The organism is Lysinibacillus sp. FSL R5-0849 (assembly GCF_038595075.1).
Taxonomy (GTDB): Bacteria; Bacillota; Bacilli; order Bacillales_A; family Planococcaceae; genus Lysinibacillus; species Lysinibacillus fusiformis.
In genome coordinates, this window is sequence record NZ_CP152004.1 from 390,393 (window position 1) to 405,061 (window position 14,669).

General features: G+C 38.2%; 11 protein-coding genes. 8 read left to right on the forward strand and 3 right to left on the reverse strand.

What is annotated here, in order from left to right:
* Positions 1–126: 126 nt before the first annotated feature.
* Positions 127–1,089, forward strand: a complete 963-nt coding sequence (locus MKY80_RS01915; RefSeq protein WP_239354086.1) for a D-glycerate dehydrogenase — start codon at positions 127–129, stop codon at positions 1,087–1,089.
* A 39-nt stretch (positions 1,090–1,128) separates the two neighbouring features.
* Here the strand turns inward: MKY80_RS01915 and MKY80_RS01920 are convergent, their stop codons facing one another.
* Positions 1,129–1,929, reverse strand: coding sequence for a TIGR00266 family protein (locus tag MKY80_RS01920; RefSeq protein WP_008176191.1), 801 nt, complete (start codon positions 1,927–1,929; stop codon positions 1,129–1,131).
* Between the two features lie 412 nt (positions 1,930–2,341).
* Here MKY80_RS01920 and MKY80_RS01925 point away from each other — a divergent pair, with 412 nt between their 5' ends.
* The 4 genes from MKY80_RS01925 (at position 2,342) to MKY80_RS01940 (ending at position 8,453) form a co-directional block, all read left to right on the forward strand.
* A complete protein-coding gene (locus MKY80_RS01925; RefSeq protein ID WP_043990092.1) occupies positions 2,342–3,820 on the forward strand; it encodes an aldehyde dehydrogenase family protein in 1,479 nt (492 codons plus the stop codon).
* Positions 3,821–3,846: 26 nt separating this feature from the next.
* Complete coding sequence (locus tag MKY80_RS01930; RefSeq protein ID WP_089985952.1) at positions 3,847–5,019, forward strand: saccharopine dehydrogenase C-terminal domain-containing protein; 1,173 nt, start codon at positions 3,847–3,849, stop codon at positions 5,017–5,019.
* Positions 5,020–5,028: 9 nt separating this feature from the next.
* The gene (locus MKY80_RS01935; RefSeq protein WP_089985953.1) at positions 5,029–6,222 is read left to right on the forward strand and encodes an acyl-CoA dehydrogenase family protein; all 1,194 of its coding nucleotides are present in this window, start codon (positions 5,029–5,031) and stop codon (positions 6,220–6,222) included.
* A gap of 134 nt (positions 6,223–6,356) precedes the next feature.
* Positions 6,357–8,453 (forward strand): beta-propeller domain-containing protein, encoded by a 2,097-nt coding sequence (locus MKY80_RS01940; RefSeq protein WP_089985954.1) that lies wholly within the window; start codon positions 6,357–6,359, stop codon positions 8,451–8,453.
* A 57-nt stretch (positions 8,454–8,510) separates the two neighbouring features.
* Here MKY80_RS01940 and MKY80_RS01945 read toward each other — a convergent pair whose 3' ends face one another.
* A complete protein-coding gene (locus tag MKY80_RS01945) occupies positions 8,511–9,917 on the reverse strand; it encodes a polysaccharide deacetylase family protein (RefSeq protein WP_043990091.1) in 1,407 nt (468 codons plus the stop codon).
* A gap of 326 nt (positions 9,918–10,243) precedes the next feature.
* Between MKY80_RS01945 and MKY80_RS01950 the strand changes: the two genes are divergently transcribed.
* Positions 10,244–10,996 (forward strand): threonine/serine exporter family protein, encoded by a 753-nt coding sequence (locus MKY80_RS01950; protein WP_025115515.1) that lies wholly within the window; start codon positions 10,244–10,246, stop codon positions 10,994–10,996.
* A 12-nt stretch (positions 10,997–11,008) separates the two neighbouring features.
* Positions 11,009–11,485 (forward strand): threonine/serine exporter family protein, encoded by a 477-nt coding sequence (locus tag MKY80_RS01955; protein WP_089985955.1) that lies wholly within the window; start codon positions 11,009–11,011, stop codon positions 11,483–11,485.
* A gap of 45 nt (positions 11,486–11,530) precedes the next feature.
* On the opposite strand, the gene MKY80_RS01960 is transcribed toward MKY80_RS01955, so the two are convergent.
* Positions 11,531–13,555: an EAL domain-containing protein gene (locus tag MKY80_RS01960; RefSeq protein WP_089985956.1), complete on the reverse strand. Its 2,025-nt coding sequence runs from the start codon at positions 13,553–13,555 to the stop codon at positions 11,531–11,533.
* 186 nt (positions 13,556–13,741) lie between these two features.
* Here MKY80_RS01960 and MKY80_RS01965 point away from each other — a divergent pair, with 186 nt between their 5' ends.
* Positions 13,742–14,635 carry a DMT family transporter gene (locus MKY80_RS01965; RefSeq protein WP_089985957.1) on the forward strand — a complete coding sequence of 298 codons (894 nt, stop codon included), beginning with the start codon at positions 13,742–13,744 and terminating at the stop codon, positions 14,633–14,635.
* The last annotated feature ends 34 nt before the right edge of the window (positions 14,636–14,669 follow it).

Genomic DNA, 14,669 nt, shown 5'->3' on the forward strand with positions numbered 1-14,669 from the left:
AGGCTGATGAAAAGGGAAATTAGCGATTATTATAGAAGGTTGCAAACTAGAAACCTCTAGAAAATGCTTCCCTTAAGTGTTACGCTATAGGCGAATTAGGGAAATGAGTAGAGAGGTGTTTGGAACATGAAAAAGAAATTATTTATTACACGTAAGTTTCCTGCACATATTGTTGAGCCATTAAAAGAGTTTTATGAAGTTTCTCAGTGGGAAGAGGAGGAGATTGTCATCCCTCGCGATAAACTACTTGCATCTGTCGCTGATTGTGAAGTGTTGTGGGTAACAATTGCAGATCAAGTGGATGAGGAATTACTTTCGCAAGCACCAAACCTAAAGCTAGTAACAAATTTAGCAGTTGGTTTTAACAATATTGATGTGAAGGCTTTACGAAAAAGAGGTATTATGGCGACAAATACGCCTGGTGTCTTAACGAATACAACGGCTGATTTAGTATTTGGCTTACTGCTTGCAACGGCTCGTAGAATTCCGGAAAGTGAGAGATATTTACGAGAGGGAAAATGGAAAAGCTGGTACCCGATGCAGCTGGTTGGTAAAGACGTATCAGGGGCGACGATTGGAATAATAGGGATGGGCCGAATTGGTCAGGCTGTTGCTAGACGAGCAAAAGGTTTTGATATGAAAATTTTATATAATAACCGAAGACGTCGACATGAGGCGGAAGAGATGTATGGCTTTCGCTATGTATCATTAGAGGACCTCTTACAACAATCTGATTTTGTTGTAATTATGACACCTTATAATAGTGATACTGAGGGTCTCATTGGTGCACATGAATTAGCGTTAATGAAAGAGGATGCTGTCTTAATAAATGCTTCTCGCGGTGGAATTATTGATGAGGCAGCTCTATACGATGTCCTGAAAAGTGGCAAGTTATGGGCAGCAGGGCTGGATGTCTTTGAACAAGAGCCTGTTGCTATGGATCATCCATTGTTGACACTCCCGAATGTAGTGGCACTGCCGCATATCGGTAGTGCGTCCTTAGAAACGAGAACAGCTATGCTCATGTTAAATGTGAAAGCATTGGCTGCTTATGGACAGGGCAAGGCTATTTCAAATCGAATTGATTAAAAAAAGGAGCATATCACTGATAGATATGCTCCTTTTATTTTATCTATTGAATAAATCGAATATACCACCAATACCGCCTTCACCTTTTGACTGGCCGCCACCGCCTTGTGAAATTGGTGCCGCTGCAAAGACACGACTTGCTAAACGGCTGAATGGTAATGATTGCACCCAGACAGTTCCTGGTCCACGTAATGTAGCGAAGAAAATCCCTTCACCGCCAAACAATGCAGTTTTTACGCCTCCAACAAGTTCAATATCGTAATCTACATTTGAAGTCATCGCAACTAAACATCCTGTATCTACACGTAAAACTTCCCCAGGCTGTAATGTTTTTTCATGAATGGCTCCTCCTGCATGTACAAATGCCATACCATCGCCTTCAAGCTTTTGCATAATGAAGCCTTCACCACCGAAGAAGCCTACACCGATTTTTTTCTGGAATTCTACGCCCACAGAAACACCTTTAGCTGCAGCTAAGAACGCATCTTTTTGACAAATAATTTTCCCGTTTAATTGACTTAAATCCATCGGAATAATCTTACCTGGGTACGGGGAAGCGAAATAAACATGCTTCTTACCTGAGCCAACATTTGTGAATGTCGTCATGAATAAGCTTTCACCTGTTACTAAACGTTTACCAGCACCTAATAATTTGCCCATTAGACCACTTTGTGAGCCGCCTTTTGAACCATCGCCAAAAATAGTTTCCATATGGATGGAGTCATCCATCATCATTAAAGCGCCTGCTTCCGCCACAACTGTTTCTTGTGGATCAAGCTCAACTTGCACATATTGCATGTCGTCACCAAATAACTTGTAGTCAATTTCATGATTATTCATAAGGGATTCCTCCAAAAGTAAATTTATTGATATTCTATACGATTATAAAACACTTTGGTTTCAATAAGAAATTAAATAATTTAGAAAAAAAGGGAATTAAATAGAAAATGGCGAATATAAAAAACTAGAATGTGTATTATTTATTTTCATATAACTAAGGGTGTTATGAATATACATAACCTTAAGCGATTCCTCCTTTTGGAGTATTCTCTAATAGAGGGGAAGCAGTTAAGTGAAAATAAAGCCTCTGGCAATTGTCACTGATAATCATAGTATGACAGGGTATATCACATCTTGAAAATTCGGAATATTGAAGTATTTTATTCTATTAAGATTCATAGATTTTGTACCTGAGGAATACAACTGGTTACAATAGCTGAGGCATCATAGAGTATTTCAGGGGGTGTATGTAGTGGAGATTAAAAACTATATTGGTGGTAAATGGAGCACACATTCACATTTACAAAGTATAGCAGTGACGAACCCTGCAAATGGTGAGCAACTTGCTACCATACCACTATCTACTTCTAATGAGGTAGATGAGGCTGTAGTAGCAGCCAAACAAGCACAAAAGAGCTGGGCACTTGTGCCTGCGCCAAAGCGTGCAGAATTTTTATATGCCATCGGTCAAAAAATGAAAGAAAAAAAGGAATATTTGGCGACCGTTTTAACAAAAGAGATGGGTAAGGTAATTGAAGAAGCAAGAGGAGAAGTGCAAGAAGGAATTGATATGGCCTATTATATGGCAGGAGAGGGTCGTAGGTTGTTTGGTGAAACAACTCCGTCTGAATTGGCCAATAAGTTTGCAATGAGTGTAAGGGCACCAATTGGAGTCGTAGCGCTTATTACGCCGTGGAACTTCCCTGTTGCGATCGCCACGTGGAAATCTTTCCCTGCTATTGTGGCGGGTAATACATTCATTTGGAAACCATCAAATGAGACACCTATGATGGCTTGTGAAATGGGTAAAATTTTTGAAGAAGTTGGTTTACCTGATGGAGTAGCAAATATTGTGTTTGGTACAGGACCGACTGTAGGGACTGCGCTCATTGAACACCCTGATGTAAAGGTCATTTCCTTTACTGGGTCGACGACAACAGGCAGTAAAGTAGCGGAGCTTGGCGGTAAACATTTGAAAAAGATTTCCTTAGAGATGGGTGGAAAAAATGCTGTCATTGTTATGGATGACGCAGATCTTCAACTGGCTACAGAGGGTATACTTTGGAGTGCCTTTGGTACCGCTGGTCAAAGATGTACAGCATGTAGCCGAGTAATTGTGCATAAAGATGTTAAAGAGCAATTAGAAAATCGTCTCTTAGATGAAATGCAAAAACTCACAATCGGGAATGGTCTAGACGAAGGAGTTAAAATTGGGCCGGTGATTAATAAAGCTGCATTGGAAAAAATTAATCACTATGTACAAATAGGCAAGCAGGAAGGTGCCACGTTACTAGCTGGTGGTAGAATTTTAAATGAGCCACCATATGACAATGGGTTTTATTACGAGCCTACATTGTTTACGAACGTGAAGCCTGACATGATTATTGCCCAAGAAGAGATTTTTGGTCCTGTCGTTTCTCTAATTGAGGTAGCAAGCTTAGAGGAAGCAATTGAAGTAAATAATGGCGTGAAATTTGGCTTATCAAGCTCAATTTTCTCACAAAATGTTAATACTATTTTCCGCGCACAGCGTGATTTAGACACGGGTATTGTTTATATAAATGCCGGCACAACAGGTGCTGAAATCCATTTACCATTTGGCGGTACAAAAGGAACTGGCAATGGACATCGAGATTCAGGTGTTGCAGCCCTAGATGTATATACGGAGTGGAAGAGCATTTACGTAGACTACAGCGGTAAATTACAAAGAGCACAAATCGATACAGAGTAACAGATCAACGAAAGGGGATGTTCTTGATGAAAGTTGTTGTATTAGGTGCAGGTTTAATGGGTAAAGAGGTAGCTCGTGATTTAATAAAAAATGATAAAGTCGATCGTGTATTTTTAGGTGATATCGATGTAAAAGTGGCACAGGACTTTGTGGATACTTTAAATACAGATAGGGTTGAAGTTGTAGAGCTTCATGCAGAGCAAGATGATTCGTTAATGAAGGTCATCTCAAAAGGTGATGTTGTGATCAATGCATTATTTTATTCCTTCAACGAGCGCGTTGCGAGAGCAGCTATTGAAGCGGGTGTACATTCTGTAGATTTAGGTGGCCATATAGGTGGTGTTACCGAAAATATATTAGATCTGCATGAGGAAGCAAAAGCAAAAGGTGTCACAATTATCCCTGACTTAGGTGTTGCTCCAGGTATGATCAATATTCTAGCGGGCTATGGTGCCTCTAAATTAGATGATGTTGAGTCTATTAAACTATTTGTTGGTGGCATTCCAACTGAACCAAAGCCTCCGCTTCATTATACACGCGTATTTTCTTTAGATGGTGTTTTTGATCATTATACTGAGCCTTCAAAAACGATTCAAAAGGGCAAATTACAAGAAGTTCCTTCCCTTTCAGGTGTTGAACCTATTTATTTTGATGATTTCGGTGTGCTTGAGGCATTTTATACATCTGGAGGCATCTCTACATTGTATAAAACATTCCCAAATGTCCGCACATTAGAGTATAAAACAATTCGTTATAAGGGGCATGCAGAGAAGTTTAAGCTATTAGCAGATTTAGGCTTCCTTGATTCAGCGAATAAGGTAGAGGTTGATAATCAAGAGGTGCCTGTTCGTTCTGTAGTTCGTGAGGCGCTTAAAAAGAAACTGGAGCTGGGAACAAAACCAGATGCGGTTCTATTACGTGTCATTGTTGCTGGTGAAAAAGCGCAACAGCAATTGACATATGAATATGAAATGGTTGTGCGTAAGGATATGACTATCAATGAAACAGCGATGGCCCGTGCTACAGCTAATACTATTTCGGTTGTAGCTCAGATGATAGGTGCGGGTGTTATTAAAGAGCACGGTGTTTTCCCGCCTGAATCAGTGGTCCCTGGCGATACGTATATTGAAGAAATGGCCAAACGTGGTGTAGTAATAAAAGAGACGTCTCATAAGTCTGCTATGATTGTGAAATGGTAGGTGCTGACCATGAATTTTGACATGTCCACGGAGCATGAAATGCTACGAAAAACGGTAAGGCAATTTGTTGATGAAGAAATTATTCCCTATATTGCAAAGTGGGATGCTGAAGGGGGCTTTGATGCTAAAATTTGGTCGAGGCTTGCGGAGCTTGGGCTAATGGGCGTTTGTGTGCCAGAGCAGTATGGTGGGAGTGGAATGGATTATAACTCCCTTGCTATTGTGTGCGAGGAGCTGGAGCGTGGAGATACAGCATTCCGAACAGCGGTATCCGTTCACACGGGTCTGAATAGCATGACATTAATGCAATGGGGTACTGAAGATCAAAAGCAGCGCTATCTTATTCCACAGGCAAAAGGAGTACGAATTGGTGCATTTGGTCTTACTGAGCCGGGTGCTGGCTCTGATGTGGCAGCTATGTCTACTACAGCTGTCCGTGATGGGGATCATTATGTCATCAATGGACAGAAAACATGGATTTCCTTATGTGATATAGCTGATCACTTTATCGTTTTTGCCTATACAGATAAGTCCAAGAGACATCATGGTATTAGTGCATTCATTGTTGAACGTTCAATGGCAGGCTTTACATCAAAGGCTATCAAAGGGAAATACGGGATTCGTGCAGGTAATACAGGTGAGCTCTTCTTTGAAGATTTACGTGTGCCAGTAGAAAATCGTCTCGGTGTAGAGGGAGAAGGCTTTAAAATAGCCATGTCTGCCCTAGATAATGGACGTTTCACTGTAGCTGCGGGGGCTGTCGGCTTGATCCAAGCGTGTCTTGAGGCTAGTGTGAAATATTGTCATGAACGAGAAACCTTTGGTAAGCCTATAGGAGAGCATCAGCTTGTCGGACAAATGATCGCTAATATGGAGGCTGGTTACCAGATGAGCCGTCTATTGGTCTATCGTGTTGGTGAGTTGAAAAATAAAGGTGTTCGTAATACTAGAGAAACATCTTTAGCAAAATGGCAGGCGTGCGATTTTGCCAATAAGGCTGCGGATGATGCAGTACAAATTCATGGTGCATATGGCTATTCAGATGAATATCCAGTTGCGCGCTATCTGCGGAATTCCAAAGCACCTGTTATATATGAAGGTACGCGAGAAATTCATACCATTATGCAGGCAGATTATGTATTAGGCAGACGCCAAGATAAGCCATTAGCTAATAGGCTGCCAAAATGGCCGTTTGAAGAATAAACGAGGGGGATATTATTCCCTTTCGTTTTTTTGTGTAGGGGTAACCACACCTTAAAAAAATTTCAGAATAATGTAACTTTCCATCTTTTTCTTAGTCTAATGGATAAACAAGTATATGAAGGAGAGGTAAAATAATGAAAAGTAAATGGCTGGCATTCATGTTGATAGCTGTTATAGCAATCGTGCCTGGTATTTTAACATGGGCAATGAATACAGAGGTCACTGCCAAGGCTGCAAGTGTGGGTATGGCTACCCAAAGTTGGCAGGCATCATTCTCTGTAAGCTTAAAGAAAAGTAAAATTACTGAGGACAATGTGTATGTAATGACAGAAAAAGGGAAAAAAGTACCTGCAACGATTGCATTGTTAGAAGATCAAAAAACATTAGTTGTAAAGGAACTTGTACCAGGCAGTTATCAATTACATGTAAAAAAAGAAGCCTTTGCACAGGGAGGACTTAATGTAGCTTCGCAAGTTATTCCATTTACAATTATTGAAACGTTAACATCCGTTCAATCAGAAAAAGAATTAGAACAATATTTTAAGAATTTGTTAAAGGCTCCTAGAGGTGAAATTAGAGAAGAAGAGATGTCTCAAAGTGCAAAAAGTGAAGATAAAGCAACAGCGAATAACGAGTCTACAACTAATAATCAAGTGGAAGGTGTAGAAGAAGGCGATATTGTTGTTGTCAAAGACGGTTTTATTTTTACTGCAAAAGATCAAAGCATTACAGTTGTGAACGCTAAAGACCCGCAGCATTTAAAACAGGCTGCAAATATTAAGCTGAAAGAGTCGCAATATATTTCAAAGCTTGCGCTATATGATAATTTATTAATAGCAATTGGGGATCAATATATTGAAAAAGCAGGCACGGGAATGGTCACAGCTTCATTTTATGACATTTCCAATCCAAACAAGCCAAAACATATACGCGATGTGGGGCAAGAAGGATATCTAAAGGATATCCGTATTGCAAAAGACACACTCTATTTAATTGGTAATATGTATCCGAACTATTGGGTATTACAACAAGAGCAAAAAGCAGATTTAAAACCAAAAACATATGATAGCTTGACAGGAGAAAAGTTCGAAAGTCTACCTTTAGAAAAAATTTCGATTTTGCCTAATACAATGGATGGTACCTATAGTTTAATTACAGCTATCGATTTAAAAAATGGTGCCAAAACAACGGCTAATACAAAAGGGTACTTGGGCGGCAGTAGTGGACTTTATATGTCAGAGAATGCACTATATTTAACGACACCAATTTATGAAGGTAATAACGCCATACCATTAGAAAAACGCGCTATGGATATGATATGGATGCCGAGAGCGGCTGACACGCAAATTTTCAAATGGAATATAGATGGAACAACATTGAATTTCACTGGTAGTACTGAAGTAAAGGGGACTGTTTTAAATCAATATTCTATGGATGAATATAAGGGTAACTTACGAATCTTTACAACAGAAGGTAATACGTGGGATGAGAAAAGTACCTCCTATAACCACCTCTTTATTTTAGATGAACATTTAAAAGCTTTAGGTACAGTGAAAAATATGGCACCTGGGGAAAAGATTTATTCTGCTCGTTTTATGGGAGATAAGGCATATGTGGTGACATTTAAAGAAGTCGATCCACTGTTTGTCATTGATGTAGCAAATCCGAAAAAACCAGCGGTCCTAGGGGAGTTAAAAATTCCGGGCTTTAGTAATTACCTGCATCCATTAGATGAAACACATTTAATTGGTATCGGCTATGATACAGAACAACGCTATGATTCGTATACGAAGCGCAATTTTACGGTGACGACGAATATGAAGATGTCATTATTTGATGTATCAGACTTCAAAAATCCAAAAGAACAATCCACCGTGAAAATTGGCGGAAAGGGATCCTATTCTGAAGTTCAATACAATCCAAAAGCGCTATTCCGAAATAAGGAATACAACTACTTTGGCTTCCCAGTTGTCCAATATGAAGCGGGTAAAGGAGACAACATTGTTTATAAAGGTCAGGGTGCTCAAATTTATGAAATTACTGCAGATAAAGGCATTACTCTAAAAGGGAATATTATGAATGCTACGAACGGTGAGCCATATGAGAATTGGGAGCAGGTCGTACAAAGGGTTGTTTATATAGAGGACGCTCTTTATACAGTAGCGCGTAATGAAGTGAAGAGCTATCAGTTAAAAGACTTTAAACCTCTAGATACACTAATCATTAAATGACAAAAAAAGTCCGATGAATTCAATTAGAATTCATTGGACTTTTCTTTGTGGTGGATCTTACTTTTGACGGTAGGGCAAAATCTCAGAAACTGTTACAAATTCATAGCCCTGACCTTGTAAATAAGCAAGAACAGCATCGAGGCCATCTGCAGTAGATTGATGGATATCATGCATTAGTACTATTGCATTATTGTGTAGATTATTTTTTACATTTGGCAATAATTGCTGTGCATTGCGATGCTTCCAATCTAATGTATCAATTGTCCAAAGCACGACTGGAACAGGAATCTCAGCGTCAATCGTGTCATTAGTTGCTCCATAAGGTGGTCTGAAAACAGTGGCACCGTGATTAATAGCCTTCTCTATTTCAGAGGCTGTTGTATTATACTCTTTCATCACTTGTTCTTGCGTAAGTTTCGTTAAAACCGGGTGATTCCATGAGTGATTTCCGATTTCATGCCCACGTGCAAGTACATCTCTTGCAATATCAGGATAATATTGTACACGACTACCAAGCATAAAGAAGGTTGCTTTTGCATGATATTTATCGAGAATGTTTAATATCTGCTCCGTCACTTTTGGGTGTGGACCATCATCAAATGTCAGCGCAATTCGTTTTTTATTTGGATCACCAGTAGGTGGTGGTGTAATTGGTTTTACATTTTCCATAGCAATTTGAAAATCAGAGGCTAACAATGGGTTAATGAGCGAAAGTGGTAGTTTCACTATTGGGGCACCTGCTGACCCGCTAGCAATCTCATATTCATCGAAATAGAATTGCAACGAATCGTCTGCAATTGCAAAGCGAGTGAAGTTGGACCATTTTGGTTCAGTAGCTTTTAATAATTCATCCTTTAAAAGCTCATCCTTTATTTGGAGATTCTTCTGCAAATCTTTTCGCACATTTGCGGCTAACGTCGATAAATTATTCTCGTCATTTTGTAATAATGTTTGAATAGTTATTTGCTCGCCAGTTTCGTTATTAATAAAGAATGTTTTCGTTGTGACCTCATGGTTAGCTCCACCTACGTAAAGCATCTTTGTTAGCACAAATGAATAGTAATGCTCTCGGTACGGAAATGTTTCAAGACTAATATTTAATTCACCCATAACTTCTTTATCTTTTTTCATAGAGGCTAGATAGTTTTCTTTTGAATCCGTTATGTATTGTAATACGGCATCATTAAAAACTTCGTTATCTGTTTGTGGGTAATGAATGGCAAAAGGTGTACGTTTATCATTAGAAACATCTGTTACAATTCGTATCCCTGGAAACGCAGAACTTTCCGTTGATATATTACTATTAACCGATTCTGTATCGGTTTCTTTTGAAGCACTAATTTTTTGAAACTTAAATTCATCCTTAGATAGGATAATAACGAGTATAATAGTTGTTAAAGCTACAATGAGGCCAAGTAATAAAAAATCTATTATTGGGCCGCGTTTTTTTCTGCGTTCCTGCATGGTGTTGGATACGCTCCCCTCAATTTTATTTTCTATACAATCAGACGTGCCAATCATGAAAAAAGTTATACAAATCTATAAACTTTTATTGTTAATTTATAGAAATTAATGCTAGCCATTTTTCCTTCTTGAAGTAGTATATCGAACGTGGTTATACTACTGTATTAGTGGATAAAAAATCCTTACTAAAAATAGAACAACCAAAGATCAATTATGTAAAATTAAATTGAAAAAACCCAATCTTTTGGCTGAAATTTTCAGTTGTGTTTTTAATGGCAGTTCGATACTATTGGCAAGGAACATTTTGAAGGAGGCAGATAGCTGCAATGGTCTTACAAGAAGCGGATAATGAACTTACGATTGACTGTTTGTTGCTTGCAGGGCGTATTATGATTGAAAGTGGTGCAGAAACATACCGTGTGGAGGATACGATGCTGAGGATGGCACATTCTCAAAATATGCCGAATGCTCAATGTTATGCCACACCGACTGGAATCATTTTTTCGTTAGGCAAGACACAGCCAACGAGAATTTCATCAATTTCCAGCAGGGTTACAGATTTACAAAAAATAGCCTTGGTAAATTCAGTATCTCGGAGACTCACATCTCACATGATAACATTAGAAGAAGCTTATGACGAGCTAAAGTCGATACAAAAAACAAATTATTTTTTACCAACCTATTTACAAGTTATTGCGGCCGCTTTTGCAAGTGGTTGTTTCCTTATTATGTTTAAGGGTGGGTGGTCCGATTTTCCTATCGCTGTTTTAGCAGGGGGGTTAGGCTTCCTAATGCTTGTAATAACGAATCATTTAACAAAAGTTAAATTTTTTTCTGAATTTACAGCATCACTCGTTCTCGGCTTTGTTGCCTTCTTCGCAGTAAAGTATGGTTACGGGACAGAGCTAGATAAAATCATCATTAGTTCTGTTATGCCGCTCGTACCAGGAATTTTGATTACGAATGCAGTTCGTGATTTAATGGCAGGTCATTTTATGTCAGGGATGGCAAAAGGAGCAGAAGCCTTTTTAACTGCCTTTGCCATAGGGGCAGCTATTGCCGTCACCCTAGGATTTTAGGAGGCGACTAGCATGCACACAATGGACATTATCATACAATTAATTGTTAGTTTTTTTGCTACAGCTGGGATTGCCATCATTTTTAATGTACCTAGAAAGACGCTACTTCATTGTGGTCTTGTTGGGGTAATTGGCTGGATTATTTATTATATTTTAACAGAGCAAGGAATGGATGTTGTTAAAGCCTCTTTCTTTGGTTCGTTTGTCATTGCCATCGTGGCTCATCTATATGCGCGTCGATTTAAAATACCGATGATTATTTTTATTGTTGGTGGAATCATTCCGTTAGTGCCAGGAGGCATGGCCTATAATGCCATGAGAAATGTTGTAGAGGATGATTATTTACAAGGCTTACAATATGGTTTAAAGGCATTTTTAATAACAGGGGCAATTGTTATTGGACTTGTCTTTGCAGAAGTAATTATTCAACTCATTTTCCGTTCAGTCCGTTCAAGTAAGGTAAAATTCCAAAAGGTCTATAAAAAATAAAAATAGGAGGCTGCATGTATGCTACGCAGCCTCCTATTTATTGTATTATTTTTTTACAAGCAATGCTTCGATTTCATCTGATGTTACAGGCTTACTAATATAGTAGCCTTGAATAGCATCGCAACCATAAGTAATTAACAAATCAGCCTGTTCCGCCGTTTCGACACCTTCAGCTACTACTTTAAGTTCCATGGATTTACCTAGCTGTACCATACCGTTCATAAGCTTTTGGCTCTTTTCGGATTTTAACAGAGAATTAGTAAATGTTTTATCGATTTTTACTGTATCTATTGGTAAAATTTGCATATATCTAAATGATCCATAGCCCGTACCGAAATCATCTAATATAAAGGAAATGCCTTCGTTTTCTAATTTGCGCATTTGCTGAGCAATAGATGTTGCAGCTTCTGCCTCTAACGCGAATTTTTCAGTGATTTCAATTTGCAGGAGGTTTGCTGGACAGCCTGTTTTAGCAATCATTTCAAGAATGGACTTAGCCATATTTTTATCACGGAACTCTCGTACAGAAGAGTTGATGGATACTTTTAAATCATGGCCAGCTTTTTTCCAAATTAACGCCTGTTCACACGCTCTCTCTAGCATAAAGGAACCGATATTATTAATTAGTCCTGTTTCTTCCGCAATTGGAATTAATTCATCAGGTGAAACCACACCAATCACTTCATCTTCCCAACGTACAAGTGCCTCAACAGCTGTAATTTTTCCAGAATAAACATCGATTTGTGGCTGATATAGGACCTTTAAATTCTTTTGATCAAGCGCTTGTAGTAATCGCTTTTCAATTAACGCTTTTCGATTTAAAGCTTTATGTGTCGCTGTTGATAGTGACACAATTTTATCTCCCCCAGCTTCACGCACAGTTGAAATAGTAGCAATAGACGCTTTCATAAGCTGAGAAAATGTTGTTTGATCTTCAGGATATCTAGTGATACCACCACTAATAGAGATTGGCACAGCAATATTGCCACTGTAAATAGGGTGCTGTTGTAAGTATGATAAAAAGCCTTGAATAAACCATTCACTTAAAGGTGTGATGACTACAAAATCATTTTCATTGATACGCGCCATCGTGCTATCTTGGAAATACATCTTAATACGATTTGTAAATTCAATAATTAGGCTTTGATCGATTTGTTGATCGTGTAGTTCTTTTAAAGTATAAAATTTATCAATACTTAAATAAACAAATGAAAAGTGTCTGTCATCCTCAATCATATTGCTAATGACCTTTTCAAGTCGGTGGGCATTCATCAGCCCAGTTTCCGTGTCGATATAAGCTATTTTCTCAAGTTGGTGTTGGATAGTTTTTGATTTAGTAATATCCTTTTCAATTAAGAAAAATTGTTGTTCACCTGTTTCCAGATTAAAGGTTGGGATAGCCGTTAGTAATACCCAATAGGATTGTCCCGCTTTGGTGATTTTTTCAACTTCACCTTGCCATGTGTGCCCGTTGTTTAAATTACGCCAGATAATATTTGTCACTTTTTCACTACGATCATTATCTGGGAACAACTGCCAAAATGTTTTGCCGATAACACGCTTTGGCGTCCATTGGCTTGTTTTTAGAAATTCATTATTACATTCTAAGATGAAACCATCGTGGTCAAGTGTTACAGTCATAAATGTAGCATTCAATCCTTGTTTAAGGTCTACAAATGTACTGCAATGAGAGACGGCATTAGTCATTAATTCTGGCAGCATAAAAATCATGAGAATCAAACGTTCTCCTTGCTCTGTATAAGGTTTAGCAAGCAGTGCTGTCGACATTTCTGTTTTTAAAGAGGTGTGAATTTGAATTTTTTCTATATACGTACTTTCCTCGCTTTGGAGGATAGCTTGAAAAGTTTCTCCAGGAAGCTGACGTAGTAGATTTTCGTGTATAGATGGAGTAGTATTTCCTGTAATATCATTAGTTGATAAACCAATCAGATGTTCAGCGCTCTTTCCCCAGATAGTGGCTTGTCCATCTTGATTTAAGATAATTGCAGGAAAAGGAAGTGAATTTAAATAATGTTCATCAATCGTAAATGATTTATGCATATGACTCATGAGTTTTCGATCTCCTTGGGTAATCAATATATACTAATATTATAGATAATTATATGGAATTAGTCATTATGAATATATTTGTAAATATTTGATAATGAAAAGAATTAGGACTTTTCTAATGATATTTAAGAAAAGATTTGAAGAAAAGTAACATTTTTTAGTACGTATATAGGAAGCAGGATTGGTATGCAACGTTTAAAAGGAATAATATTTATCGTTTCGGGTGCTATGTTATGGGGAGCGACTGGCCCCTTGATGGAGTGGTTACTGAACCATACATCATTGACTGTTTCCTTTATGTTAACAATCCGTTTATCGGTTGCAGGTATGATACTAATTACATATTTACTGTTAACGGGAAAAAATATTTTTGGTATTTGGCAGCACAAACTATGGGGTAGACAGCTCATTGTCTTTGGTATTGTAGGTATGCTAGGTGTTCAATTTGCATTTGTAGCAGCGATTCATGAAAGTAATGCAGTGCTAGCGACCTTACTCCAGTTTCTAGCGCCAATATTTGTTGTGGCATATGTCTCTCTTAGTTTAAAGAAATGGCCACCAAAATATCAAGTAATAGGAATTATTGGTACCCTTATGGGGTTATTTCTACTACTAACGAACGCATCATTTGAAAGTTTGCTTATTAGTCCAAAAGCATTGCTATGGGGTGTAGCAGTAGGTTTAACCTTTGCTTTTTACACATTATATCCTGCGCGTTTAATGAGAGAGTGGAATGTGTTGTTAGTAGTTGGCTGGGGGATGCTAATAGGTGGGCTCACATTAGGTATAGTGAGTCGGGTATGGCTGTCTAACCAATGGGTCGTTTTTACTGATTTTAAAACACTACTTTTAATGGTTGCTTTAATATTTTTTGGAACAGTCGCTTTCATATTGTTTTTAAGTAGTATGAAATATATAACAGCTGTAGAGACGAGTATCCTCTCCAGCATTGAACCATTAACGGCTATGATTATTTCAGTTATTGTCTTTGGTACTTCTTTAGGATTCTGGCAATTAGTAGGGGTATTCGTTATGCTTGTGTGTGTAACATGGCTTTCAATCGCAGGTGAGAAAGCATAAATATACTATTGTGGTAGTAATTTTTAACTAGCTA